25 protein-coding genes are annotated in these 24139 nt (G+C 64.5%); 12 read left to right on the top strand and 13 right to left on the bottom strand.

The genetic code is table 11. The annotated features are described in order from the left end of the window. Positions 1-137 precede the first annotated feature (137 nt). The 5 genes from OJJ21_RS02500 to OJJ21_RS02480 all read left to right on the top strand — a co-directional run bounded on the left by OJJ21_RS02500 (position 138) and on the right by OJJ21_RS02480 (position 5746). Positions 138-1652, top strand: coding sequence for a UbiD family decarboxylase (locus OJJ21_RS02500; protein WP_297682801.1), 1515 nt, complete (start codon positions 138-140; stop codon positions 1650-1652). Between the two features lie 120 nt (positions 1653-1772). After that, positions 1773-3209 (top strand): adenylate/guanylate cyclase domain-containing protein, encoded by a 1437-nt coding sequence (locus tag OJJ21_RS02495; RefSeq protein WP_297682800.1) that lies wholly within the window; start codon positions 1773-1775, stop codon positions 3207-3209. Between the two features lie 8 nt (positions 3210-3217). After that, the gene (locus tag OJJ21_RS02490) at positions 3218-3520 is read left to right on the top strand and encodes a hypothetical protein (protein WP_297682799.1); all 303 of its coding nucleotides are present in this window, start codon (positions 3218-3220) and stop codon (positions 3518-3520) included. A 55-nt stretch (positions 3521-3575) separates the two neighbouring features. Further along, positions 3576-4931, top strand: coding sequence for a TldD/PmbA family protein (locus tag OJJ21_RS02485; RefSeq protein WP_297682798.1), 1356 nt, complete (start codon positions 3576-3578; stop codon positions 4929-4931). 17 nt (positions 4932-4948) lie between these two features. After that, a complete protein-coding gene (locus tag OJJ21_RS02480) occupies positions 4949-5746 on the top strand; it encodes a 3'(2'),5'-bisphosphate nucleotidase CysQ (RefSeq protein ID WP_297682797.1) in 798 nt (265 codons plus the stop codon). Between the two features lie 22 nt (positions 5747-5768). Here the strand turns inward: OJJ21_RS02480 and OJJ21_RS02475 are convergent, their stop codons facing one another. Continuing rightward, positions 5769-6455, bottom strand: coding sequence for an SDR family oxidoreductase (locus tag OJJ21_RS02475; protein WP_297682796.1), 687 nt, complete (start codon positions 6453-6455; stop codon positions 5769-5771). A 63-nt stretch (positions 6456-6518) separates the two neighbouring features. On the opposite strand from OJJ21_RS02475, the gene OJJ21_RS02470 reads away from it, so the two are divergent. Then, positions 6519-6698 carry a hypothetical protein gene (locus OJJ21_RS02470; RefSeq protein WP_297682795.1) on the top strand — a complete coding sequence of 60 codons (180 nt, stop codon included), beginning with the start codon at positions 6519-6521 and terminating at the stop codon, positions 6696-6698. Positions 6699-6701: 3 nt separating this feature from the next. On the opposite strand, the gene OJJ21_RS02465 is transcribed toward OJJ21_RS02470, so the two are convergent. The 4 genes from OJJ21_RS02465 to OJJ21_RS02450 all read right to left on the bottom strand — a co-directional run bounded on the left by OJJ21_RS02465 (position 6702) and on the right by OJJ21_RS02450 (position 12446). Next, positions 6702-7334 carry a glutathione S-transferase family protein gene (locus tag OJJ21_RS02465; RefSeq protein ID WP_297682794.1) on the bottom strand — a complete coding sequence of 211 codons (633 nt, stop codon included), beginning with the start codon at positions 7332-7334 and terminating at the stop codon, positions 6702-6704. A gap of 316 nt (positions 7335-7650) precedes the next feature. After that, the gene (locus OJJ21_RS02460; RefSeq protein ID WP_297682793.1) at positions 7651-9732 is read right to left on the bottom strand and encodes a molybdopterin oxidoreductase family protein; all 2082 of its coding nucleotides are present in this window, start codon (positions 9730-9732) and stop codon (positions 7651-7653) included. Continuing rightward, positions 9733-10866: an FAD-dependent oxidoreductase gene (locus OJJ21_RS02455; protein WP_297682792.1), complete on the bottom strand. Its 1134-nt coding sequence runs from the start codon at positions 10864-10866 to the stop codon at positions 9733-9735. Between the two features lie 122 nt (positions 10867-10988). Beyond that, a complete protein-coding gene (locus tag OJJ21_RS02450; protein WP_297682791.1) occupies positions 10989-12446 on the bottom strand; it encodes an NAD-dependent succinate-semialdehyde dehydrogenase in 1458 nt (485 codons plus the stop codon). 174 nt (positions 12447-12620) lie between these two features. Between OJJ21_RS02450 and OJJ21_RS02445 the strand changes: the two genes are divergently transcribed. Further along, positions 12621-12917 (top strand): alanine-zipper protein, encoded by a 297-nt coding sequence (locus OJJ21_RS02445; RefSeq protein WP_297682790.1) that lies wholly within the window; start codon positions 12621-12623, stop codon positions 12915-12917. 9 nt (positions 12918-12926) lie between these two features. Here OJJ21_RS02445 and OJJ21_RS02440 read toward each other — a convergent pair whose 3' ends face one another. Both OJJ21_RS02440 and OJJ21_RS02435 read right to left on the bottom strand, forming a co-directional pair. Next, a complete protein-coding gene (locus OJJ21_RS02440; RefSeq protein ID WP_297682789.1) occupies positions 12927-13778 on the bottom strand; it encodes a L,D-transpeptidase family protein in 852 nt (283 codons plus the stop codon). Between the two features lie 83 nt (positions 13779-13861). Next, positions 13862-14854, bottom strand: coding sequence for a zinc-dependent alcohol dehydrogenase family protein (locus tag OJJ21_RS02435; RefSeq protein ID WP_297682788.1), 993 nt, complete (start codon positions 14852-14854; stop codon positions 13862-13864). A gap of 119 nt (positions 14855-14973) precedes the next feature. On the opposite strand from OJJ21_RS02435, the gene OJJ21_RS02430 reads away from it, so the two are divergent. From OJJ21_RS02430 to OJJ21_RS02420, 3 genes are read left to right on the top strand one after another with little or no spacing between them, the layout of a single operon-like run. Next, on the top strand, positions 14974-15444 hold the full coding sequence (locus tag OJJ21_RS02430; RefSeq protein ID WP_297682787.1) for a host attachment protein: 471 nt from the start codon (positions 14974-14976) through the stop codon (positions 15442-15444). Continuing rightward, on the top strand, positions 15444-16274 hold the full coding sequence (locus OJJ21_RS02425) for an ATP-dependent Clp protease proteolytic subunit (RefSeq protein WP_297682786.1): 831 nt from the start codon (positions 15444-15446) through the stop codon (positions 16272-16274). Before OJJ21_RS02430 ends, OJJ21_RS02425 begins: the two co-directional genes overlap by 1 nt. 3 nt (positions 16275-16277) lie before the next feature. Then, positions 16278-16487, top strand: a complete 210-nt coding sequence (locus OJJ21_RS02420; protein WP_297682785.1) for a ChaB family protein — start codon at positions 16278-16280, stop codon at positions 16485-16487. Here OJJ21_RS02420 and ppk2 read toward each other — a convergent pair. The 6 genes from ppk2 to OJJ21_RS02390 form a co-directional block, all read right to left on the bottom strand. Beyond that, a complete protein-coding gene (gene ppk2 / locus OJJ21_RS02415; protein WP_297682784.1) occupies positions 16484-17263 on the bottom strand; it encodes a polyphosphate kinase 2 in 780 nt (259 codons plus the stop codon). The two genes, OJJ21_RS02420 and ppk2, sit on opposite strands and share 4 nt — an antisense overlap. Further along, the gene (locus tag OJJ21_RS02410; protein WP_297682783.1) at positions 17260-18150 is read right to left on the bottom strand and encodes a pirin family protein; all 891 of its coding nucleotides are present in this window, start codon (positions 18148-18150) and stop codon (positions 17260-17262) included. Before OJJ21_RS02410 ends, ppk2 begins: the two co-directional genes overlap by 4 nt. Before the next feature lie 37 nt (positions 18151-18187). Then, positions 18188-19279 (bottom strand): PLP-dependent cysteine synthase family protein, encoded by a 1092-nt coding sequence (locus OJJ21_RS02405; RefSeq protein WP_297682782.1) that lies wholly within the window; start codon positions 19277-19279, stop codon positions 18188-18190. A gap of 85 nt (positions 19280-19364) precedes the next feature. Then, on the bottom strand, positions 19365-20657 hold the full coding sequence (locus OJJ21_RS02400) for a TRAP transporter large permease (RefSeq protein WP_297682781.1): 1293 nt from the start codon (positions 20655-20657) through the stop codon (positions 19365-19367). Continuing rightward, positions 20648-21148 (bottom strand): TRAP transporter small permease, encoded by a 501-nt coding sequence (locus OJJ21_RS02395; RefSeq protein WP_297682780.1) that lies wholly within the window; start codon positions 21146-21148, stop codon positions 20648-20650. Before OJJ21_RS02395 ends, OJJ21_RS02400 begins: the two co-directional genes overlap by 10 nt. Before the next feature lie 32 nt (positions 21149-21180). After that, on the bottom strand, positions 21181-22161 hold the full coding sequence (locus OJJ21_RS02390) for a TRAP transporter substrate-binding protein (RefSeq protein WP_297682779.1): 981 nt from the start codon (positions 22159-22161) through the stop codon (positions 21181-21183). A gap of 289 nt (positions 22162-22450) precedes the next feature. On the opposite strand from OJJ21_RS02390, the gene OJJ21_RS02385 reads away from it, so the two are divergent. Both OJJ21_RS02385 and kdgD read left to right on the top strand, forming a co-directional pair. Beyond that, positions 22451-23179, top strand: coding sequence for a FadR/GntR family transcriptional regulator (locus OJJ21_RS02385; RefSeq protein ID WP_297682804.1), 729 nt, complete (start codon positions 22451-22453; stop codon positions 23177-23179). 34 nt (positions 23180-23213) lie between these two features. Beyond that, complete coding sequence (gene kdgD, locus OJJ21_RS02380; protein WP_297682778.1) at positions 23214-24125, top strand: 5-dehydro-4-deoxyglucarate dehydratase; 912 nt, start codon at positions 23214-23216, stop codon at positions 24123-24125. The last annotated feature ends 14 nt before the right edge of the window (positions 24126-24139 follow it).

Raw genomic sequence — 24139 nt, 5'->3', positions numbered from 1 at the left:
GTTTACACCGCCGTGATGGCCTGGCTGCTTCTCGGCGAGGCTTTTGCATTCTACCATTGGATCGGCGCGGCGCTGGTGCTGCCGGGCCTGTATTTCGCGACCCACAAACCGCAAGCCGCAACCAGGGTGCAAGCCTGATGCCTTACGCCTCGCTCCGCGATTTCATGGCCCAGCTGGAACAGAGCGGCCGGCTGGTGCGCGTGCGCGAACCGGTCTCCACCGTGCTGGAGATGACCGAAATCCAGACCCGCCTGCTCGCTGAAGGCGGGCCCGCCGTGCTGTTCGAAAACCCCGTGCGCGCCGATGGCAGCCCGAGCGACATTCCGGTGCTGGTGAATCTTTTCGGCACCGTGGACCGCGTGGCGCTCGGCATGGATCGCAGGCCGGAAGAGCTGAAGGATGTCGGCGAGACGCTGGCCTTCCTGCGCCAGCCCGAACCGCCCGGCGGTTTCCGCGAGGCGCTCGGCCTGCTGCCGCTGGTGAAAACCGTAATGGCGATGCAGCCGAAAACCGTGAGCAGCGCGCCGGTACATGAGGTGGTGTTGCAGGGCGACGAGATCGACCTCAACCAACTGCCGATCCAGACCTGCTGGCCGGGCGAGCCGGCGCCGCTGATCACCTGGCCGCTGGTGGTCACCCAGGGCCCGAGCAAGACCGACAAGACCGACCGTTTCAATCTCGGCATCTATCGCATGCAGGTGCTGAACAAAAACCAGACCCTGATGCGCTGGCTCAAGCATCGCGGCGGCGCCCAGCAGCACCAGCGCTGGAAACAGGCCGGCAAACGCGAGCCCTTCCCCGCCGCCGTGGTGATCGGCGCCGATCCGGGCACGATTCTCGCCGCCGTGACGCCGGTGCCGGACACGCTGTCGGAATACCAGTTCGCCGGACTCCTTCGCGGGAAGCGCGTCGAGCTGGTCGACTGCAAGACCATTCCATTGAAGGTGCCGGCCGAGGCCGAAATCGTGCTGGAGGGCCATGTCTCGCTGGAGGATTACCGCGACGAAGGCCCCTATGGCGACCATACCGGCTATTACAACTCGGTCGAGCAGTTCCCGGTCTTCACCATCAGCGCCATCACCATGCGCAGACAGCCGATCTACCTCAGCACCTTCACCGGTCGGCCGCCGGACGAGCCCAGCGTGCTGGGCGAGGCGCTCAACGATGTGTTCGTGCCGCTGATCCGCCAGCAGTTCCCTGAGATCGTCGATTTCTGGCTGCCGCCGGAAGGCTGCTCCTACCGCGTCGCCGTGGTCAGCATGAAAAAGGCCTATCCCGGCCATGCCAAGCGCGTGATGATGGGCGTGTGGTCTTACCTGCGCCAGTTCATGTACACCAAGTGGATCATCGTGGTGGACGACGACATCGACGCGCGCGACTGGAAGGATGTGGTCTGGGCGATGTCGACCCGCATGGACCCGGCCCGCGACGTCACCTTCGTCGAGCATACGCCGATCGACTATCTCGATTTCGCCAGCCCGGAATCCGGCCTCGGCAGCAAGATCGGCCTGGATGCCACCAACAAATGGCCGCCGGAGACGAAAAGAGAGTGGGGCGAGAAAATCCGCATGGACGCGGACGTGATCCGCACCGTGACCGAGAAATGGGCCAGACTGGGCCTGCCGGGATCGGGCAAGCCGATCTGGAAATAGCCCCGGATCGGGCGGATTCTCCACCGCCTATGACCTAAGTCACAGGACCGCCGATTGACGGCACCGGCCTTCCCCAACGACAATCGGGCCGACAGGGACAGGATAAGGCGGCGAAATTCCATGCGGCTGTGGCAAAGCCTGCGGGACCAGATTTGCGGCGGCGATTCGAAAACCGCCGCCGAAACCGATCGCCTGTCGCTCGCCTTCCGCCATGAGGAATACGAGGCGCTGCGGCTGACCATCGGCCTGCGCTATGCCGTCTGCATCATCGTCGCCACCATCCTCAGCATCGAGATGGGCTGGCCGCTGGCGCTCAACTACTACGGCTATCTCGGCGCCTTCGCCTTCTCGGCCTATCTGCAATTGCTGCTGCGCAAGCCGGAACTCGACCGGCCGTGGATGCATATCGTTTTCCCGTTCATCGACATGGCGCTGCTGACCGCCGCCATCGTGCTGCCCAACCCCTTCGACAGCCATATGCTGCCGCCGCCGATGCGGCTCGACTTCGACACCATTCTCTATGTCGCGCTGTTCGTGGTGTTGTCGGCGCTCGGCCAGTCGGCGCGCACCGTGCTTACCACCACGCTGGCCGCCATCGTCTGCTGGACCATCGGCACGATGTATATCGCCATGCAGCCCGATGTCACCTTCGGCAGCCGCTTCGACAATATCCTGAATGTGCCGATGCAGGAGCGCATCGATTATATCCTCAATCCCTGGAATGTGCGGCTGGGCGAATTCCTGTCGCGCGTGATCCTGATCGGCATGATCGGCATGCTGCTGGCGGTTGCCGTAATGCGCTCGCGCACCCTGCTGGCGCGCCAGGTCGAGAGCGAACGCGCCCGCCGCAACCTGTCGCGGCATTTCTCGCCGCATATCGCCGAGGAACTGTCGCGCATGGACGATGCGCTCGGCCAGGTGAAGCAGCTGGATGCCGCCGTGCTGTTCGCCGATCTGATCGGCTTCACCCAGATCGCCGACGACCACACGCCGGAACAGACCATCGGCATCCTGCGCGAGGTGCATCAGCGCCTGTCGCGCGCCGTCGCCGACAATGCCGGCACGCTGGATAAATATCTCGGCGACGGCATCATGGCCTCCTTCGGCACGCCACGACCCGGGCCGCGCGATGCTTCGGCCGCCCTGCTCGCGGCGCGCGCCATGCTGCGCGAGATGGACCTGCTCAATCGCCAGCGCAGGCTGCTGCGCCAGGTGCCGCTGCAGCTGGCCGTCGGCATCCATTACGGCCCGCTGACGCTCGGCAATATCGGCGACGAAACCCGCGTCGAATATGCCCTGATCGGCGAAACCGTGAATGTGGCGCACCGGCTGGAGCAGATGACCCGCAGCCTGAATGCGCAGCTCTGCCTCAGCCAGGCCTTTGTCGACAGGCTGGTGGAAGAAACCCGCGGCGACCAGGGCGCGGTGCGCGACATGGTGGCACTGAAACCGCAGCCGATCCGTGGCCTGCGCGACCGCATGGTGCTGTGGATTCTCGCCCGCCCGGCGATCACCGCCGAGGCCGACGCACCCGAACCGACGCCCACCATCCACTGACCGGATCGATGCGTTTCCGTCAGCCTCTTTCCCTCTTCCGCAAACCTCGGCCCTCCGACCGCGACCTGCTGCCGTGGTGGCATCCGGCCAGCCTGCTGCGCGGCGCCTGGAATCTGGCCTTCTCGGCCGCGCTGGGCGTCGGCATCGGCGCCATCGCGCTCGACCTGGCGGCCCAGATCGCCGCCAGGCTCACCGGCAGCGACTGGCAGGACTGGCACGCCCCCCTCAGCCCGCTCGCCTGGGTGATCGGTTGTTTTGTCGCGGTCATTGCATATATGTCCTACAGGATGGACGATAAGACCGATGCCTGAAACTGGCGCCTGATCAGTAATCGCCTGACCCCATACTTCCAGATCGAGTATTTCCATGTCCGATACCGCCAAACGCGCCGCCGATGCGCAGTCCCTGGTCGCCGACCTGATTGCCGCCGCCCGCAGGGCCGGCGCCGAGAACGCCGATGCGCTCTACCATGAATCGCGCTCGCTCAGCGCCGGCGTCCGCCTGGGCAAGCCGGAGGATGTCGAAAGTTCGGAAAGCCGCGAGCTCGGCCTGCGCGTGCTGATGGGCCAGCGTCAGGCCTGCGTCTCCACCACCGATTTTGCCAAAGCCACGCTGGACGAACTGGTCGGCCGCGCCATCAGCATGGCGCGCGTGGCGCCGGAGGATAAATTCTGCGGCCTGCCCGATCCGGCCCAGCTGGCGACACAGCCGCAGGACTTCGATCTCTTCGATGGCGTCGAGCTGGAAATGCCGCAGCTGCTGGAACGCGCCAGGACCGCAGAATCGGCCGCCATGGCGGTGAGCGGCGTGACGAATTCCGAGGGCGGCAGCGCCGGCCGTGCCTTCAGCATGTCGGCCTATGCCAATACCGCCGGCTTCAACGGGGCCGGCTGGATCGGCTGGCACAGCATCGCGGCCTCGGTGATCGCCGGCCAGGATACCGGCATGGAGCGCGACAGCGACTACGAAGCGCGCACCTATCTCAGCGACCTGCCCGCACCCGAAAGCGTCGGCCGCAATGCCGGCGAACGCGCGGTGAAACGCCTCAATCCGCGCAAGCTGGACAGCGGCGCCATGCCGATCCTGTTCGATGCGCGCGTCGCCAATGGGCTGCTCGGCCATTTCCTCGGCGCCATCAACGGCGCCGGCGTGGCGCGCGGCACTTCGTTCCTGAAAGACCGGCTGGGCGAAATGGTCTTCGCGCCGGGCATCCGCATCATCGACGACCCGCTGCGCCAGCGCGGCTTCCGCTCGCGCTGGTTCGACCTGGAAGGCGTCGCCGCCCCCACCCGCGCGCTGATCGAGGACGGCCGGCTCACCACCTGGCTGCTCGATTGCGCCACCGCGCGCCAGCTTGGCATGCAGAGCACCGGCCATGCCTCGCGCGGCACCTCGTCGCCGCCCTCGCCGTCTCCGACCAACGTGCATCTCGAGCCGGGCAAGCACACGCCGGCCGAGCTGATGGCCGATATCAGGGAAGGCCTCTATGTCACCGAGCTGATCGGCATGGGCGTGAATGGCGTGACCGGCGATTACAGCCGCGGCGCCGCCGGTTTTCTGATCCGCGACGGCCAGCTCGCCGAACCGGTTTCGGAAATCACCATCGCCAGCAACCTGAAGCAGATGTTCGCCAACCTGGTGCCGGCCAACGACCTCACCTTCCGCTTCGGCACCAATGCGCCGACCGTGCGCATCGACGGCATGACCGTCGCCGGCCGCTGACGACGAACGGCGCGCCGATGGCCACCTCGCTCAGACAGGATCATGCGCTTGCCCTCGCGGCGGCGCGCGAGGCCGGCGAGATCGCGCTGCATTTTTTCCGCGGCGATGTGAAATCCTGGAACAAGAAACCCAACGATCCCGTCTCGGAAGCCGATATCGCCGTCGACACCCTGCTGAGCGAGCGGCTGTCCGGCGCGCGGCCGGATTACGGCTGGCTCAGCGAGGAAAGCGGCATCCGGCCCGGCAAGGGCCCCAATGGCGGTCCTGCGCAATGGATCATCGATCCGATCGACGGCACCCGCGCCTTCCTCGAGCGCAAGCCGGAATTCACCATCTGCATCGCCCTGATGCATGATGGCCAGCCGGTGCTGGCGGCGATCTACAATCCGGCCAGCGACGAGATGTTCGACGCCACTGCCGGGGGCGGCGCCCGGCTGAACGGCAAGCCGATCCAGGCCTCGGGCCATGCCAGCCTGATGGAAGCGCGCTTCCTCGCCTCGCGACGCACCTTCGAACGCCATGGCTGGCTGGCACGCACGGCCAAGGCCGATTTCGCCTATCGCAACTCGATCGCCTATCGCATGGCGCTGGTGGCGGCCGGCCGTTTCGATGCCGCCATCAGCCTGACCGAGAAAAGCGACTGGGATGTCGCCGCCGCCGACCTGCTGGTGCGCGAAGCCGGCGGCCGCGTCACCACAGCCGATGGCGCGCCGCTGGTCTATGGCAGCGCGAAACACCGCCACCCCTCGGTGATCGCCACCGGCGCCTATATCTTCGATGACGTGGTCGACCTGCTGAAGACGCGCAAGCCCTGACGCCCCAAGCCTCCGGCTGCTGCTAGGTCCGGCCTGAGACCGGTATGGCGCCGCCGGTCGTCACCCGGTTGTCAGGCGAAGCCAGAAACGCGATCGTGGCGGCAATCTGGTCGGGCCTGGGCCAGGCGGCATGATCGGCGTCGGGCATGCTGGCGCGATTGGCCGGCGTGTCGATGATCGACGGCACCACCGCATTCACCAGGATATCGCGCGGCGCCAGTTCCGCCGCCAGAGCCTGGGTCAGCGCGATTACGGCGGCCTTGCTGGCGGCATAGGCGCTCATGCCGGCGCCGAGCCGTGGTTCGAGGCCCGGGCGGGCGCCGACATTGACGATCCGCCCGCCATTGCTGAAGGCACGCACCGCGGCCCGGCTGCACAGATGGCAGCTGACCAGGTTGGTATTCACCATCTCCATCAGGTCGTTCTTGCCGGTCTCCTCCAGCTTGCTCATAGCAAAGCCGCCGGCGATGTGGATCGAGGCCCAGAGTCCGTCGACGCCCTCATACAGTTGCGCCACGTCCGCCTCATTGGTCAGTTCGCAGGGGCCGACCAGCGTGACGCGGTCCTTGTATGGAAAGGTCGCGACTTCCTTCTCGTGGAGATAGGACAAGCGGCATTGCGCGCCGGCGGCCAGCAATGCGCCGACCACGGCGCGGCCGAGTGCACCGGTGCCGCCGGTGACGATGACAGTGCGGTTCTGGAAATCCATGGGGCCTCGCAGCAGACGGAGTCTGGGTTGCGGCCAGTCCAGCATGCGACCTGGCCGGACGCAATGGCGGAGGCCGGGAATCCGCGCCATCCCGCAATCGGCCCTGGAACCCTCCGTTCCCGCTGCCGTTCTGCATCGGGCAACCTGGGATGCTGCGACATGAAAATTCTCGCCTGGATCATCGGCATCGTCTTTGTCACCGGCCTGCTGGTCTGGCTCGGGATATTCAAGGCGATCTTCTGACGCTTACGGCACGCCGTTGCGGCCATGGGCACGATAGCCCGGCCGCGCGTTCAGGCGGTCGTAATAGGCCGCGACATGCCGGTAGTCCGGCCGCGCATCTTCCATGGGCACCGAATACCAGCGATGCACCGCAAGGCCGATGGGAATATCGGCCAGCGTGAAACTGCCGCCCGCGATATAGCCGCCGTTGCGCCCGAGCTGCGCATCGACGATACCGACGGCGGCATTGAACTGCTGCAGCGAGGCGGCAATGGCCGCGGCATCGAAGGCCGGATTCCTGCGCACCAGACCCATGAAGCAGGCCCGCCAGCTGTTGTTGAAATCCGAGGCCTGCCAGTCCATCCACTGCTCGATGCCCGCGCGCGCCGCCGGATCGGCCGGCAGCAGGTCGTACCGGCCCGTCTTCGCGGCCAGATAGCGCAGGATCGCATTCGACTCCCACACGATCACGCCGCCATCGTCGATCACCGGAATCATGCCCACGGGATTGAGCGCGCGGAATTCCGGCGTATCGAGCGGACGGAACCGGCCGTAGCCGCCCCAGTCCTCGCGCTTGTATGGCAGTTCAAGTTCAGCGCAGAGCCACAGCACCTTGCGCACATTGATCGAATTGGGGTGGCCGTAAATTTTCAGCATTCCGCCAGCCTGTCAGCGGCCGGTGCGGCAGCCAAGCGGATGGCGGAAAATTTATTGTCCTGCTTGTCCCACTTGTCACGATTGCCCCTCCGCCCCATCTGAGGTCCGGCGCCGGATCCGGCATGGCCGTCGCCGCCGGTGACAGAGGATCGCACCGGTCCGCGTTGGCCAGGATTGGCCAGAATTGGCTCGCGTTGGCTTCCATTGGCTCGCATTGGCCATGCGCCGGCCGCAAACGGGCGCGCAATCGGCCATGACTGGCCGGCCATGTCAGCGCCCGGGCTTCAGGATTTCAATCGGTTAGCCGGTTTCGCAGTTAAGCCGTGCGGACCCAGATCGCATTATCGTGGAAAGCGGCGCCGCCATTGGGCTTGGCGGCGTCCGCGCCGGTCAGCGCGTTGATGCCCATGCCGTCGACGAAGGCCGCATGCGGCCAGATGCTTTCCACCACCACCACGCCGCGCTGCACCCCGGCATAGAGCCGGGCATGGATGCGGATGCTGCCGCGCCGGTTGCCGATCCGCACCAGATCGCCCTCGGCGATGCCGAGACCGGCGGCGTCCTCGGGATGGAGGAACAGGGTCGGCCGGCCCTCTTTCTTGATCGAGGTCGGTGTCTCGGTGAAGCTGGTGTTGAGGAAATTGCGCGCCGGCGAGGTGATCATGCGGAAGGGATGCTCGTCGGTCGCCGGCTCGATGCTGAGCCAGTGATCGGGCAAGGCCGGCATGCCCTCGGCATCCGGCCCCATCGCCGCCCAGTCCGGGCTGAAGCGGAATTTCCGGTCCGGCCAGCCGAAGCCGTCGCTGTAATGCGCCGTCGCGAAATCCGGCTGGCAGTCATGCCAGCGGCGTTCGCGCAGGGTCGCCACATCGGGCCAGCCCGAGGCTTTCAGCGTCGCCTCCACCATCTCGATGGCGCTCATGTCGAAGCCGGGATGTTCGGCACCGAGCCGCTTCGCCAGTTCGCAGATCACATAGTGATTCTCGCGCGCCTCGCCCGGCGCCTCGACCAGCTTCGGCCCGAGCAGGATATGCTGCTGCCCGCCGGCCTGGTAGATGTCGTCATGTTCGGTGAACATGGTGGCCGGCAGCACGATATCGGCCATCTTCGCCGTCGGCGTCATGAACTGCTCATGCACGCAGGTGAACAGGTCGTCGCGCGCGAAGCCCTTCTGCACCAGCAGCGATTCCGGCGCCACTTCCACCGGATTGGTGTTCTGGATCAGCAGCGCGGTCACCGGCGGGCCGTGTCGCAGCGCCTGCGCATCGCCGGTCAGCACCGGGCCGATCTGCGACTGGTCGAGCATGCGGATGCTCGGATCGAGCGCATCGAGACCTTCGATCAGCGTCTTGTTCCAGTGGAAGATCGCGCCGTTGTTGTGAAAGGCGCCACCGCCCTCGTATTGCCAGGCGCCGGTGACGCTGGCGATGCAGGTGGCCGCATGCATGTTGACCGCGCCGTTGCGGCTGCGCGCGAAACCGTAGCCGAGCCGGATGTAATGCTTCTTTGTGCGGCCCAGCATATGGGCGAAATCGATGATCTGCTGCGCGCTCAGCCCTGTGATCGCGGCCGCCCATTCCGGCGTGCGGGTGGCGAGATGCGCTTCCAGCTCGGCCGGCACATCGGTATGGCGCGCCATGAAGTCGCGGTCGGCATAGCCGTCGCGGAACAGCACATGCATCACGGCGCAGGCCAGCGCGCCGTCGGTGCCCGGCCGCAGGATCAGCGCCACATCGGCCTGTTCGGCGGTGGCATTGCGATAGGCGTCGATCACCACGATCTTCGCCCCGCGCTCCTTGCGGGCGCGGATCGCATGGGTCATCACATTGACTTGGGTATGCACGGCGTTAGTGCCCCAGATCACCACAATGTCGCTTTTCGCCATCTCGCGCGGATCGGGGCCATGCAGGCTGCCGGTGGCGGCGATGTAGCCGGCGCGGGCGAGTGTGACGCAGATGGTGGAATGCTGGCCGGAATAGCGCTTCACGTTGCGCAGGCGATGGATGCCATCGCGCTGCACCAGGCCCATCGTGCCGGCATAGTAATAAGGCCAGACGGTTTCGCTGCCGTATTTCTTCTCGGCCGCGATAAGAGCTTCCGCCGTGCGATCCAGCGCCTCGCCCCAGGAGATCGGCGCATACTGTCCGCTGCCCTTCGGGCCGGTGCGCAGCAGGGGTTGCAGCAGCCGCTCCCTGTGGTTGGCGCGCTCGGCATAGCGCGCCACCTTGGCGCAGATCACGCCGGCGGTGTAGCTGTTCTCCTCCGCCCCGCGCACCTTGCCGATGGTACCGTTCGGCAGCAGCTCGATCTCCAGCGCGCAGGTCGACGGGCAGTCATGCGGGCAGGCGCTGTGGCCGATCTTTTTGGCGGTCGATGCCGGGGCGAAGGGTGCGTTCATCTATCTGAGGCGTGACGGGCTGAGGTCGGGCTCGGCGAGGCCGAGATCGGCCACATCCTGCGGCAAACCGCGGCCCTGCGCCAGCGCCGCGGCGACCCGCGCCATCGCCGCCGAGGTCTGGATGCCATAGCCGCCCTGGGCCGCCAGCCAGAAGAAACCGGCCTTTTCGGCGTCGAAGCCGCAGACCACCGTGCGGTCGTCGACGAAGCTGCGCAGCCCGGCCCATTTCGCCGCCAGGCGACGTACCTGCAGGGTGGACACAGTTTCCAGCCGGTCGACCGCGATGGCGATATCCATCTCATCAGGTTGCGCATCGCAGGGTTCGGAATCGGTCTCGTCGCAGGGCGACAGCAGGATGCGGCCGGCATCGGGTTTGAAATACCATTCCTCGTCGGCGTCGATCACCATCGGCCAGGCGTGAATATCGGTGCCGTTCGGCGGATCGAAGGTCACCGCGGTGCGGCGCTTCGGCTTCAGGCCGATCGGCTTCACGCCAGCCATGCCGGCGACCACGTCGCTCCAGGCGCCGGCGGCATTGATCACCACCGGCGCGGCGAAGCCGCCCTTCGTGGTCTCGACCTGCCAGTCGTTGCCGACCTTCTGCAGGCCGGTGACCTCGGCATCTGTGACCATACGACCGCCAGCCGCGGTCATGCCGCGCAGCAGGCCATTATGCAGGGCATGCACCTCGATATCCATCGCATCGGGCTCGGCCAGCGCGCCGCCGCTGACGGCTTCGGGCTTCAGCACCGGCATCAGCGCCTGGGTCTCGGCGGCCGAAAGCCGCTTCACGGTCGGCACCAGCTTGCGCATGTCGTCGTATTTGCCGTCCAGCTCGGCGGCCTGGGCCGTGCTGCCGATATGCAGCGCGCCGCGCGGGGTGAGGATCGGCACCGAGGCGAAACCGGCCGGCGGGTTCATCAGGAAATCGCGGCTGGCCACCGTGAGCGCACGGATCGGCGCATTGCCGTAAGTCTCGGCGAACAGAGCGGCCGAGCGGCCGGTGGTGTGGTAACCCGGCTGGCTCTCGCGCTCCAGCAGCACCACCTGCTTGCCGGCCCGCGCCAGCTCATAACCCGCGCCGGCGCCGGCTATGCCGCCGCCGATAATCACTACGTCGTAACGATCCGTCATGCGATCCTCTTTCCAGTCCGGGGCTGCCGCGGCATCTTTTTGTGCCGCTGGCAACACCGACTATAGAGATCGCCGCTCTACGCGACCAATACCTTCATGGCATGGCGCAATAATGCGCCGCATCAAACCCCGCCGAAACAGAGGTATTTGAGCTCGATGAAGCTGTCGATGCCGTATTTCGAGCCCTCGCGGCCATGGCCGGATTCCTTCACGCCGCCGAACGGCGCCTCGGCCGTCGAGATCAGGCCTTCGTTGATGCCGACCATGCCGTATTCCAGCTGCTCGGCCACGCGCCAGACCCGGCCGATATCGCGGCTGTAGAAATAGGCGGCCAGACCGTAGGGCGTGTCGTTGGCGAGCCGGATTGCCTCGGCTTCATCCTTGAAACGATACAGCAGCGCCACCGGACCGAAGATTTCCTCCTGCGCGGAGTCCATCTGCGTCGTGGCGTCGCCGATCACGCTGGGCTGGTAGAAGGTGCCGCCCAGCTCGTGGCGTTCGCCGCCGAGCAGCACCCTGGCGCCCTTGGCTTTGGCATCCGCCACCAGCCGCTCGACCTTGTCGAGCGCATCCTGGTTGATGAGCGGCCCCTGGTTGACACCCTCGGCGAAACCGGGGCCGGTCTTCAGTTTCTTCACGGCTTCAGTCAGCCTGGCGGCGAAGGCATCGTAGACCTTTTCCTGCACGAAGAAGCGGTTGGTACAGACGCAGGTCTGCCCGGTATTGCGGTATTTCGAAATCATCGCACCGGTGACGGCGGCATCGATATCGGCATCGTCGAAGACGATGAAGGGCGCATTGCCACCGAGTTCGAGCGACAGCTTCTTCAGCGTATCGGCGCTCTGGCGCATCAGAATCTTGCCGACTTCCGTCGAGCCGGTGAACGACACCTTGCGCACGATCGGATTGGTGGTGAGTTCCACGCCCACCTCGGGGCCGTTCGAGGAGGTGACGACGTTGAACACACCTTTCGGCATGCCGGCCTGCTCGGCCAGCCAGGCCAGCGCCAGCGCGCAGAGCGGCGTGTCTTCGGCCGGCTTGACCACCACCGGGCAGCCGGCGGCCAATGCCGGCGCCACCTTGCGGGTGATCATGGCAATCGGGAAATTCCACGGCGTGATCGCCGCCACCACACCGATCGGCTGCTTGATCACGACGATGCGTTTATCAGGCGCGTGGCCAGGAATGGTGTCGCCATAGATGCGGCGGCCCTCTTCGGCGAACCATTCGACGAAGCTGGCACCATAGGCCACCTCGCCCCTGGCCTCGGCCAGCGGCTTGCCCTGCTCCAGCGTCATCAGCGCACCGAGATCGTCCTGGTTCTGCAGGATCAGGTCGTACCATTTGCGCAGGATCGCGCCGCGCTGCTTGGCGGTCAGCGCCGCCCAGGCCGGCCAGGCCGCCTGCGCCGCCGCAATGGCGCGCTTCGTCTCGGCCCTGCCCATGTCCGGCACCTCGGCAATCAGGCTGCCATCGGCCGGATTGGTGACCTTGAAGCTCTTGCCGCTGTCCGCCTCCACCCAGGCGCCATCGATATAGGCCTGACGGCGCAGCAGATCGGCATGCTTGATATGGGTCATCGGGCGTCCTCCTCAAAAAGCCGGGCGTTACTTTGATATGCAGCGCGCGATCCGGCAATGGCCCTGGCGTATATGGCGCGAAGCAATTCGCTTGATATGCGTCAAGGGCCGGTCCGCCGGTTTCTGTTTTGATACTGATGGACTCACCGCAACTTCCATATAGGACAGGCTGCCATGTCATCCATCCGGAAATTCCTTGCCATTCTCGCCATCCAGGCCCTGCTCGCCACGGGCTGCACGCAGCTGAGCCAGGAGGATCGCGCAACCCTCGATCAGGTTCGCTCGATTGCCAACGACGCCAAGATGGAGGCGATCAAGGCCAGCGCGGCAGCCCAGGCTGCTCAAGAGGCCGCAACACGATCCGAGGCCAAGGCGACCGCCGCCGCCGATGCCGCCGTCAAGGCAGCGGCCGATGCCCGCCTGGCAAGCGAGCGCGCCGAACGAATGTTCTCGCGCAGCCAGCGTAAGTAGGATTACGCCTCAACGCTGTGGTGCCAGCACCGGTGGCAGGTCGATGCGCACCGGCATGCCGGTGCGGCGCCAAGCTGTCTCGGCCACCACATCCCAGGCGATCCTGGCATGCAGCGCCGGACCGATCACTCCCGACACCACGCCTGGTAATTCCACAGGCTCATCGGGGGTGAAATCGCCTCGCTCGTCCAATTCTGCCATCTGGTTGGCGCTGGGATGAATTTCCAGCATCAGGGCATGATCATGCCAGCCGAGCTTGACCGGCTGATAGACGACATTCACTGGTGTTCCCAGAGACACAAGCCGATAGAGCGTCGCGATATCGTTTTCGTATAGTCGGAAACAACCGTGACTGACCCTTCGGCCGATGCCATAGGGCCGGTTGGTGCCATGCATCACCATGGCGGGCCAGCCGAGATCGAGAGCAAAGGAGCCGAGCGGATTATCGGGTCCCGGCCCCACCGCATCGGGCAGTTCCGGCCGTTCGGCGCGGATTGAGGCCGGTGGAATCCAGACCGGATTCTCGCGCTTGCGTACTATGCGCGTCAGGCCGAGAACGATGGCGTCGTTATCGACGGCAATACCGATCGGAAAGCTTAAGACTGCACCACCGGACTGGAAAAAATACAGCCGCTGGTCGCCCATGTTGATGACGATTCCGTTGCGCTGTGCCGCTGGCAGAACATGTTGCTTTGGCAACAGCACGGTTCGCCCCTCCTCCGGCAGCCAGGGGTCGATGCCGCGGTTGGCCGCGACCAGTTCGCCATAACCGAGATCGTGGCGCAGGGCCAGATCAGCCAGGGTGTCACCAGGTGCCACGAGATGGTGCTCAGGCTCACCGATAATGTCACTCTCGGACATCTGGGCCAGCCCCCGTCGCGCAGCCAGCATCAGGGCTACGAAGCCCATGTGGAACAGGCCGCGTCGTGTCAGCCGGCACGCCGTCACGACTTGTCCATTGTCAGCACGGCGGCACCCTGCAGTCGCCCGGCCCGCAGATCGTCCAGTGCGCGATTGGCAGCCTGCACCGGATACGGCACCGGGTGGATCCGGATGGGAATCAGCGGTGCCAGCGCCAGGAAATCAGCGGCATCCTGCCGCGTGAGATTGGCCACGGATTTCACCATTCGCTCGCCCCAAAGCAAATGATAAGGGAAAGCCGGGATGTCGCTCATATGAATGCCGGCGCAGATCACCCGCCCGCCCTTGCGTACGGCCTGCAAAGCCACCGGCACGAGATTGCCCAAGGGTGCGAAGATGATCGCCGCATCCAGCAGTTCGGGCGGCGCCATATCCGAAGCACCCGCCCATATGGCGCCCAGTTGCCGGGCAAAATCCTGCGCGGCTTTATCGTCCGGCCGGGTAAAGGCATAAACCCGCACGCCCTGCGCCACTGCCACCTGGATCAGGATATGGGCCGCCGCACCGAAGCCATACAGACCAAGCGTTCCTGCCGCACCCGCCATGCGATAGGCGCGGTAGCCGATCAGACCGGCGCAGAGCAGCGGTGCAGCCTCGATATCGCTGATGCCATCGGGAATGCGGAAACAGTAGCGCTGATCGACAATGGCACGATCCGCATAACCGCCATCGATCTGATAGCCGGTAAACCGTGCCTCATCGCACAGATTTTCTTCGCCAGCCCGGCAGAAGCGGCATTCGCCGCAGCTCCAGCCCAGCCAGGGAATACCGACCCGTTCCCCGATGGCGAAATCCGCGACCCCGTCACCCAGCGCGCTGACCCGGCCGACAATTTCATGGCCCGGCACCAGCGGGAATTTAGCATCCGGCAATTCGCCGTCGACGACATGCAGATCGGTGCGGCAGACCCCACAGGCCGCCACCTGGACCTGTAGCTGTCCCCGGCCCGGCACCGGGGCGGGTATTTCCGTCATGATCAGGGGCCGGCCAACCGCATGCAAAAGCATTGCCCGCATCTGCGCCTCCATTGACCGGGAGTAAATTACTGCCGATCGGCCGCTGCCGGGTTGACGCATATCAACAGCCGCCGCCGGCCTTTATGGCACTGTGGCGCGCCGAACCAAGGAGAACAGCCATGGCAATCCCTCTGCCGTCTCCCACCTGGATACTGGTCGCCGATGCCAGCCAGGCCCGGATTTTCGAACTGCACAGCCTGGCCGGCCCGCTTGCCGCGGTACCGGACTTCACCATGACCGCCGAGGATACCCACGGCTTTTCGCGTGACCTGAAAAGCGATCGTCCCGGCCGCGCCTTCGCCAGCAGCGACAACCGGCGCGCCGCCGTAGAGCCGCGCCACGATCCGCACCAGCTGGCCAAGGACCGCTTCGCCGAAGCGATTGCCGAACGCCTCAATCATGCCTGCGGCGAGAAACGCTTCGTGCAGCTGGTGGTGATCGCGCCGCCGCGCCTGCTCGGCGCCCTGCGTCAGGATTTCAATGCCGCCGTTCGCGACACCGTTGCGGTGGAGATCAACAAGGATCTGGTGAAGGCCGATCGCGCCGACATCCTCGACCATGTCAAAACGGCATTGAGCCCGTCGCACTGATGGCACTCAGCGACCTGATCTGGATATTCTTCATCGGCATGGCGCTGCAGCCGATGCTGCGGCAGCGCATCCTGATCCTGATGCGTGCCCGCAAGATCATGCAGCTGCAACGGGTGCGTGGCAGCCAGGTGATCACCCTGGTGCACCGGCAGGAAACCATGCGCCTGCTGGGCTTCCCGCTGGTACGGTATATCGATATCGACGACGCCGAGGATGTGATCCGGGTGATCCGCGACACCGATCCCGACATGCCGATCGATATCATCCTGCACACACCGGGCGGACTGGCCATCGCCACGCTGCAGATTGCCGCCGCCCTGCGCCGCCACACCGGTACGGTGACCGCCTTCGTGCCGCATCTGGCGATGTCGGGCGGCACCCTGATCGCGCTCGCCGCCGACAAGATCGCGATGGCGCCGGACGCCATGCTGGGACCGATCGACCCGCAGGTCGGCGGCTTTCCGGCAGCATCGATCCTGCGAGTCCTGCGCGACAAGCCGATTGCAGAAATCGACGACCAGACCGTGATCCTGGCCGATATCGGTGAGAAGGCGACCCGCCAGCTGCGCGAGGCGGCCCTGCAGTTACTGGTCCGGCACATGTCACCCGAGAAAGCGGCAGACCTGGCCGATCAGCTGAGCAAGGGCCAGTGGACGCATGACTATCCGATCACGGTGGATGAAGCCGTCAGACTGGGTCTGCCGGTCAGCACCGACCTGCCGGACGAAGTGACGGAACTGATGCAGCTCTATCCACAGCCGGTGCGCACGACACCCAGCGTGGAGTATGTTCCGCCGGTACCGCGCCGTGCCGAGCCACCAGGCCGCTGAACCATGCCTTATGCCAGCAACGCCGATCTGCCGGCCGGTCTGCGTGAGAAACTGCCCACCCATGCGCAGGACATATTCCGCGCCGCCTTCAACCATGCCTGGCGGGATCATGGCGCCGACGCGGACCGCGAGGCGATTGCGCATCGCATTGCCTGGGCTGCGGTGAAACACCGCTACGAGAAGCAGGGCGAGCGCTGGGTGGAGCGAGTCTAGGCCGAAAGCCTGCCGTCGCGCAGGGCATCGCGATCAAAGGGAAACACAATGGCGCGGTCGGGTGCGATCTGACGCGGCTTTGCCTTGCCGCCATAGTCCAGGCGGGACAGCAGGTCGCGGATCAGGTTGAGGCGCGCCGTCGGCTTGTCATTCGCCCGTACGATAGTCCAGGGCGCGTAGGTGACGCTGGTGCGCGCCAGCATCACATCGCGGGCGCGGCTGTAGTCTTTCCAGTGTTTCAGCGCCGCCTGGTCGATGGGGCTGATTTTCCACTGCTTGAGCGGATCGTTGCGGCGGGCCTGCAGCCGCGCCTTCTGCTCGTCGCGATCAATATCGAGATAATACTTGAACAGCTGGATGCCGGATCGCACCAGCAGATCTTCGAAGATCGGCACGGCAACGAGGAAATCCTCGCACTCCTGCTTGTTGCAGAAAACCATGACGCGCTCGACGCCGGCGCGGTTGTACCAGCTCCTGTTGAACAGCACGAATTCGCCACCGGCCGGCAGATGCGACACATAGCGCTGGAAATACCACTCGCTGCGTTCGCGGTCGGACGGCTTGCCCAGCGCAACGATGCGGGTTTCGCGCGGGCTCATGTGCTCGGTGATCGCCTTGATGGCACCATCCTTGCCGGCGCCATCGCGCCCCTCCACCAGAACCAGAATCTTCTGATGATGCCGGATCAGGTGTCGCTGCAGCTTGACGAGTTCGATCTGCAGGCCCCGGAGCGCCGCATGATAGACTCCGTTATCTTTTTCCCGGGCGCGTTTCACATGCCCTCCGGCAACGGAATAAATTCGGTCTCGCCCGGCACCCTCGGCCAGTTGCCGGCACGCCAGTCGGCCTTGGCCTGTTCGATGCGGTCTTTGGAGGACGACACGAAGTTCCACCACAGAGTCCGTTCGCCATCCAGCGGCGCACCGCCCAGAACCATCAGCCGGGCGGCGCCGCGGGCGAGAATCTTCGGCTGCGCACCGGGCTTGAGCACCAGCATGGCGCCACTCTCATACACCGTGCCATCGAGAATGACTTCGCCAATGGCGACATAGACGGCGCGCTCCTCGTCATCGGGCAGCGGCAGGATTGCACCATCGCTGAGCCGGGCATCGAGGTAGACCATCGGCGCAAAAACCTGCGCCGGCGATGTGGCGCCGAAGGCAGTGCCGGCGATCAGACGCAGGCGGGCCCCGGGCTTTTCGATTTCAGGCAGACTGCTGGCCGGATGATGATGAAAGGTCGGCTCGGTCTCCTCATGCTGTTTCGGCAAGGCGAACCAGGACTGGATGCCATGCAGCGGCGCGCCGCTCTGGCGCAGCTCGGGCCGCGTGCGTTCTGAATGGGCGATGCCGCGACCGGCCACCATCCAGTTCACATCACCGGGCCGGATCGGCTGCACCACGCCTAGGCTGTCGCGATGCATGATCTCGCCTTCGAACAGATAGGTGACGGTGGCGAGACCGATATGCGGATGCGGCCGCACATCCAGGCCCTGTCCCGGCTCGAACTGCACCGGGCCCATATGGTCGAAGAACACGAAGGGACCGACATGGCGCCGCCGGGCATAGGGCAGGACGCGGCGGACCGTGAAGCCGTCGCCCAGATCGCGCAGGCGCGGCACGATCAGCAGGTCGACGGATTCGGGCAGGGCAGTGTCGGACATATTGGCCTCCTGAGAGGCCAAGACTAGCGCGATCCGTTCAGCCCTGCCAGCAGCCGTCGTTGACGATGCCGGGCAGCCGGGCCCGAACCGGCGCGATATCGATGCCCTGCCCGGCCAGCCAGGCATCGTCATAATAACTGCAGGCATAGCGGTCACCGCTGTCGCAGAGCAGCGTAACGACGCTGCCCTGCACGCCCTGGCCCTTCAGCTCGCACAGCAGCGTCAGGGCACCGACGAAATTGGTGCCGGTGGAGCCGCCGACGCGGCGACCGAGCAACTGCGACAGCAGCCGCATGGCGGCCAGCGAGGCGGCATCGGGGACCCGGATCATGCGATCGACCACATCAGGGAGGAACGAAGCCTCGACCCGCGGCCGGCCGATGCCTTCGATCCGCGAAGATTTGTCGCAGACCAGCGACGGGTCGCGGCCATGCCAGAAATCGTGGAAGACGGAATTCTCCACATCCACGACACAGAGCTGTGTCTGCAGCCGGTGATAGCGCAGATAGCGGCCGATGGTGGCAGAGGTTCCGCCGGTGCCGGCGCCAACCACGATCCAGGCCGGCTCGGGATATTCCTCGCGCGCCATCTGCTCGAAGATCGATTCGGCGATGTTGTTGTTGCCGCGCCAGTCGGTGGCGCGTTCGGAATAGGTGAACTGGTCCATGTAATGGCCACCACAATCGCGGGCCAGCCGTTCGGCCTCGGCATAGACATGGCTGGCCTGCTCCACCAGGTGGCAGCGGCCGCCATAGAATTCGATCTGCGCGATCTTCTCGGCCGACGTGGTCTTCGGCATCACCGCCACGAAAGGCAGTCCCAGCAGCCTGGCGAAATAGGCTTCCGACACCGCCGTGGAACCCGAGGACGCCTCGACGATAGTGGTCTGCGACCCGATCCAGCCGTTGCACAGGCCATAAAGAAACAGCGAGCGTGCCAGCCGATGTTTCAGGCTGCCGGTCGGGTGGCTGGACTCATCCTTGAAATAGAGCGTCAGGCCGGGAAAGGCCGGCAGCTCAAGGCGAAAGAGATGCGTATCCGCCGAGCGGTTGAAATCGGCATCGATGCGGCGCAGGGCGTCGCTGACCCAGTCGCGCGACCAAGACTGACGAATGGGGGCGGCAGGCATGCGATGTTCCTTCTGACAGGCCTAAGCCATAGCCAGAAGCGGCACCGCCGCCAAGCCTTTCACAAAGACAATCTGTGCAATCGGCCTAGTGGGTGGGGCCGAGAATCAGATTGGGCAGGAACAGCGAGAATTGCGGCACATAGGTGACCAGAAACAGCGCCGCGATCAGGGCACCATAGAACGGCCAGATGGTTTTCATCACATAGCCGATCGAGACCCCGCCGATGGCGCAGCCGACGAACTGCGTGGTGCCGACCGGCGGCGTATTCAGGCCGAGCGCGCAGTTGATCAGCATCAGCATGCCGAACTGCACCGGCCCCATGCCGTACTGCATGCAGATCGGCAGGAAGATCGGCGTGCAGATCAGGATCGTGGCCGCCATGTCGAGGAAGGTGCCGAGCACGAACAGGATCAGGTTGACCAGAAAGAACATCATCCAGGGATTGGTGGTGATGGTCGACAGGGCCTGGCCGGTCAGGTCGGCGACGCTGTACAGGCTGATCAGATAGCCGAAGGTGTTCGAGACACCGATCAGCAGCAGCACGATGCCGGTGGTCTTCACCGCCTTGGCCGCGGCCTTGATCAGGTGCTGCCATGTCAGCGACTTGTAGAGCAGCGTGGCGAGCAATATGGCGTAAACCACGGCAATGGCCGCCGATTCAGTGGCGGTGAACACGCCGCTGAGAATGCCGGTGATGATGATCACGACGACGAACAGGCCAGGCAGGGCGGCGGCGCCGGAGCGCAGCACCATGTCCCAGCCCGGAAAGGTGCCGGCCGGGTAGCCGCGCCGGATCGCCACCAGATAGGCCGCCACCAGCATGCAGAGCGTCAGCAGTGCGGCCGGGATCATGCCGGCCACGATCAGCGCGGCAATCGAAACCTTGCCGCCGGCGGCGAGCGAATAGATGATCATGTTGTGGCTGGTGGGCATCAGCGCGCCGACCAGCGAGGCATGCGTCGTCACGTTGACGGCGTAATCCGCATCATATCCCTCTTTTTTCATCATCGGGATCATCACCGCGCCCATCGCCGACACATCCGCCACCGGCGAGCCGGAGACGCCACCGAACAGCGTGCAGGCCACCACATTCGACATGCCGAGGCCGCCACGGATATGGCCGACGAGGTTCTTGGCGAACTGCACGATGCGGTCGGCGACGCCGCCATAGAGCATCAGTTCACCGGCGAAGATGAAGAAGGGAATCGCCAGGAAGGAAAAGATATTCATGCCAGCGGACATGCGCTGGAACACCACCGCAAGCGGCAATCCCTCATAAACGATGGTGGCAACGGCCGAGAGCCCGATGGCAAAAGCCACCGGAACGCCAAGCACAAGGAAACCGAAAAAGCCGACGGCCAGAATGGTCAGTGCCATGACGGGCGAACCTCTTTGCCCGCAAGCAGGGCCAGAATATGCTCAAGCGAGAACAGCGTGATCAATGCGCCAGCGATCACGAGGGGGAGATGATTGACGCCCTCGGACAGGCCGAGATTGGGAATCTTGTAGGGCATGACCGACTCGGCCAGCAGCCAGGCATTCCAGCCCATGACGATGCCGAAAACGGCAACCAGTGCATGGATCAGGATTTCCATCGACAACCGGAACCGTTCGGGCAGCACCATGACCAGCACCGATTCGAGTCCGATATGGCCGGCATCGCGCACGCCGACCGCAGCGCCGAACATGGTGACGTACAGCACCAGTACCAGCGCCACGCTTTCCGCCCAGGTCGGCGTGTCGTTCAGCACGTAACGCCCGAAGACCTGATAGGTGACGACGATGACGATGCCCAGCAGGCCCGCTACCGCCACATACATACAAAGCCGGGAAATCCAGGCGTTGATGGGGGTTAACCAACTCAGCATGGATACTCCCGGCTTCGCTTTACGTTACGCGCTTAATTGCTGTCCTGGATGCGCTTGACCAGCGCCTTCAGCTTCGCATCGCCGGCGAACTTGTCGTAAACCGGCTGCATCGCGGCCTGGAACGCCTTCTTGTCGATGTCGCTGATGATCTGCGCTCCGCCGCCTTCCACGGTCTTGCGCGAAGCCTCTTCGCGGGCATCCCACTGCTTGCGCATGAAGGGCACCGATTCCTTCGCCGCCTTGCGGATGATCTCCTGCTCGTCCTTCGGCAGGCCGTCCCAGACCCGCTTGGAGAAGACCAGCAGTTCCGGTGCCAGCGAATGTTCGGTGCGGCTGTAGAACTTCGCCACCTCGTAATGACGCGAGCTGTCGTAGGACGGCCAGTTGTTTTCCGCCGCATCGACCACGCCGGTCTTCAGCGCGGTATAGACCTCGGCATAGGGCAGCGGCGTGGCATTGGCGCCAAGCGCCTGCATCATCGCAACCCACATGTCGGACTGCTGCACGCGGACCTTCATGCCCTTCATGTCGGCGACGGTCTTGATCGGCTTCTTGGTGGTGTAGAAGCTGCGCGAGCCGCTGTCATAGAAGGCCAGGCCGATGAAACCCTGCGGCTCCAGCGCCTTCAGGATGTCGTCGCCGACCGGGCCGTCCAGCACCCGCCGCATATGTTCGGTCGACTTGAAGACGAAGGGCAGCGCCGGAACCACGGTTTCCGGGGCAATGTTGTTGAAGGCCGAGATGTTGACGCGCACCATGTCGAGCGCGCCGAGCTTGGTCTGCTCGATCGTATCCTTCTCCGAACCAAGCGCGCTCTGGCCGAATACCTTGACGCTGTGCTTGCCCTTGGTGCGCTCGTTGATCAGCTTGCCCATCTGGATGACCGCGGTGACGGTCGGATAGTCCATCGGATGTACGTCCGAGGAGCGGAATTCCTTGGCCGAGGCCACGCCGGCAAATCCGGCTGCCACCGCCAGCCCGAGCAAAGCGCGAGCCACGATACGAGTCTTCATTTTGGTTTCCTCCCTAGCGGGGCGGCTTGGCACCTGCCCGTTCACGACATGGGTTAGTCGTCGTGTTATCATACAACATTAATGAAAATCCAAGTCAACGCCGATCCCAAACGCCGCACAGATTTTATCGATTTTGGCAATTCTACACTGATATAAATGGATAATTCTGCAGATTTGGCTTCGAATGGCCAGCGTGCTGACGAATGATCTCGATCTGATGAAAGCTTCTAACCCGTCAGTTGTCATACAAGTTGAAGGATGCTAATTTTTGAATCGACCTATGGAGGATATGCCTGTGACGGCATTGCGCCGACGCGAAACCCTGACCTCGCAACTGACCAAAACGCTGACCGAGCGGATTGCCAAGGGCGCCCTGAAGCCCGGCGACAAGCTGCCGAGCGAACAGGAACTGATCGAGGAATTCGGTGTCAGCCGCACGGTGGTGCGCGAGGCGATCTCGTCCCTGCGTGCCGCCGGCCTGGTGGCGACGCAACAGGGTGTCGGCGCCTTCGTGCAGGCGGGCGCCATGTCGCAGCCCTTCCGCATCGATGAAACCAGCCTCGACCTGATCAAGGAAGTGATCAACGTGCTTGAATTGCGCATCGGCCTGGAAGCCGAGGCCGCAGCGCTGGCAGCACAGCGACGCAAACCGGAGCATCTGGAGGCCATGCGCGGCGCGCTCGACCGCATGGCGGCTGCCATCGAGGCCTCGGAAGATGCCGTGGCCCCGGACCTGGATTTTCACCAGACCATCGCCGAATCCACCGGCAATGTGCATTTCACCCATCTGTTCGGCTATCTCGGCGCCCTGATGATCCCGCGCGCCCGCGTGCAGACCTTCCGCTTTTTCGCCGATGATCGCACCGCCTATCTCAACCGCGTCAATGCCGAGCATGAAGACATCTACCAGGCGATCCTGCGCCAGGATTCCGACGCCGCCCGCTCGGCCATGCGACTCCACCTGAGCAACAGCCGCGAGCGGCTGCGCAAGGCCATGGAACAGTCGCGCAGCGTCTGAACGGTCAAAAAATCTTTCGTACCGAGGTGAACTGATGGAACCCAATGCCCTCAAGGCCGCGATTTCGACCGGTCTGCTGTCCTTTCCGGTGACCGATTTCGATGCGGCGGGCAATTTCGAGCCGAAAGGCTATCGACGCCGCCTGGAATGGCTGGCGCCCTATGGCGCCAGTGCGCTGTTCGCGGCCGGCGGGACCGGAGAATTTTTTTCGCTGGCACCTGATGAATACAGCGCCGTAATTAAAACCGCCGTTGATACCTGCAAGGGCAAGGTGCCGATCATTGCCGGCACCGGCTATGGCACCCGCCAGGCCATCGCCTATGCGCAGGAAGCCGAACGCCTTGGTGCCGCCGGCCTGCTGGTGATGCCGCATTACCTGGTCGAAGCCGATGCCGAAGGCGTCAGCCGCCATGTCGCCGCGATCTGCAAGAGCGTGAAGATCGGTGTCATCGTCTATAACCGCGGCGTCTGCCGCCTCGGCCCGGATCATCTGGCCAAACTGGCTGAGCAGTGCCCGAACCTGATCGGCTTCAAGGACGGTATCGGCGATCTGGAACTGATGGTCGCCGTGCGTCGCAGGATGGGCGACCGCTTCTCCTATCTCGGCGGCCTGCCGACGGCCGAGTTCTTTGCCGCGCCCTACAAAGCGATGGGCGTACCGGTCTATTCCTCGGCCGTGTTCAATTTCATCCCGAAGACGGCGATGGATTTCTACCGCGCCATCGCCGCCGACAACACGGCGGCCTGGACCAGGATTCTCGACGATTTCTTCATGCCCTATTCAGCAATCCGCAACCGCCGCCCCGGCTATGCCGTCAGCATCATCAAAGCCGGCGCCAAGCTGGTCGGTTACGATGCCGGCCCGGTACGCACACCACTGGTCGACTGCAGCGAAGAAGAGCATAAAATGCTCAAGGCCCTGATCGACAAGATGGGCCCGCAGTAAGCGTTGCGACGGAG

It is taken from the genome of Ferrovibrio sp., assembly GCF_025869515.1.
GTDB lineage: Bacteria > Pseudomonadota > Alphaproteobacteria > Ferrovibrionales > Ferrovibrionaceae > Ferrovibrio.
This window is presented reverse-complemented; position numbering and strand designations above follow the sequence as displayed.

Bases quoted from the DNA above. Each gene is read 5' to 3' on its own strand.
- OJJ21_RS02445 (WP_297682790.1), top strand. From the start codon at position 12,621: ATGTCATCCATCCGGAAATTCCTTGCCATTCTCGCCATCCAGGCCCTG.
- OJJ21_RS02485 (WP_297682798.1), top strand. From the start codon at position 3,576: ATGTCCGATACCGCCAAACGCGCCGCCGATGCGCAGTCCCTGGTCGCC.
- OJJ21_RS02425 (WP_297682786.1), top strand. From the start codon at position 15,444: ATGGCACTCAGCGACCTGATCTGGATATTCTTCATCGGCATGGCGCTG.
- OJJ21_RS02405 (WP_297682782.1), bottom strand. From the start codon at position 19,279: ATGCCTGCCGCCCCCATTCGTCAGTCTTGGTCGCGCGACTGGGTCAGC.
- OJJ21_RS02475 (WP_297682796.1), bottom strand. From the start codon at position 6,455: ATGGATTTCCAGAACCGCACTGTCATCGTCACCGGCGGCACCGGTGCA.
- kdgD (WP_297682778.1), top strand. From the start codon at position 23,214: ATGGAACCCAATGCCCTCAAGGCCGCGATTTCGACCGGTCTGCTGTCC.
- OJJ21_RS02395 (WP_297682780.1), bottom strand. From the start codon at position 21,148: ATGCTGAGTTGGTTAACCCCCATCAACGCCTGGATTTCCCGGCTTTGT.
- OJJ21_RS02490 (WP_297682799.1), top strand. From the start codon at position 3,218: ATGCGTTTCCGTCAGCCTCTTTCCCTCTTCCGCAAACCTCGGCCCTCC.
- OJJ21_RS02390 (WP_297682779.1), bottom strand. From the start codon at position 22,161: ATGAAGACTCGTATCGTGGCTCGCGCTTTGCTCGGGCTGGCGGTGGCA.
- OJJ21_RS02420 (WP_297682785.1), top strand. From the start codon at position 16,278: ATGCCTTATGCCAGCAACGCCGATCTGCCGGCCGGTCTGCGTGAGAAA.
- OJJ21_RS02385 (WP_297682804.1), top strand. From the start codon at position 22,451: ATGCCTGTGACGGCATTGCGCCGACGCGAAACCCTGACCTCGCAACTG.
- OJJ21_RS02450 (WP_297682791.1), bottom strand. From the start codon at position 12,446: ATGACCCATATCAAGCATGCCGATCTGCTGCGCCGTCAGGCCTATATC.
- OJJ21_RS02455 (WP_297682792.1), bottom strand. From the start codon at position 10,866: ATGACGGATCGTTACGACGTAGTGATTATCGGCGGCGGCATAGCCGGC.
- OJJ21_RS02465 (WP_297682794.1), bottom strand. From the start codon at position 7,334: ATGCTGAAAATTTACGGCCACCCCAATTCGATCAATGTGCGCAAGGTG.
- OJJ21_RS02495 (WP_297682800.1), top strand. From the start codon at position 1,773: ATGCGGCTGTGGCAAAGCCTGCGGGACCAGATTTGCGGCGGCGATTCG.
- OJJ21_RS02500 (WP_297682801.1), top strand. From the start codon at position 138: ATGCCTTACGCCTCGCTCCGCGATTTCATGGCCCAGCTGGAACAGAGC.
- OJJ21_RS02440 (WP_297682789.1), bottom strand. From the start codon at position 13,778: ATGTCCGAGAGTGACATTATCGGTGAGCCTGAGCACCATCTCGTGGCA.
- OJJ21_RS02410 (WP_297682783.1), bottom strand. From the start codon at position 18,150: ATGTCCGACACTGCCCTGCCCGAATCCGTCGACCTGCTGATCGTGCCG.
- OJJ21_RS02470 (WP_297682795.1), top strand. From the start codon at position 6,519: ATGGCGGAGGCCGGGAATCCGCGCCATCCCGCAATCGGCCCTGGAACC.
- OJJ21_RS02460 (WP_297682793.1), bottom strand. From the start codon at position 9,732: ATGAACGCACCCTTCGCCCCGGCATCGACCGCCAAAAAGATCGGCCAC.
- OJJ21_RS02400 (WP_297682781.1), bottom strand. From the start codon at position 20,657: ATGGCACTGACCATTCTGGCCGTCGGCTTTTTCGGTTTCCTTGTGCTT.
- OJJ21_RS02430 (WP_297682787.1), top strand. From the start codon at position 14,974: ATGGCAATCCCTCTGCCGTCTCCCACCTGGATACTGGTCGCCGATGCC.
- OJJ21_RS02435 (WP_297682788.1), bottom strand. From the start codon at position 14,854: ATGCGGGCAATGCTTTTGCATGCGGTTGGCCGGCCCCTGATCATGACG.
- OJJ21_RS02480 (WP_297682797.1), top strand. From the start codon at position 4,949: ATGGCCACCTCGCTCAGACAGGATCATGCGCTTGCCCTCGCGGCGGCG.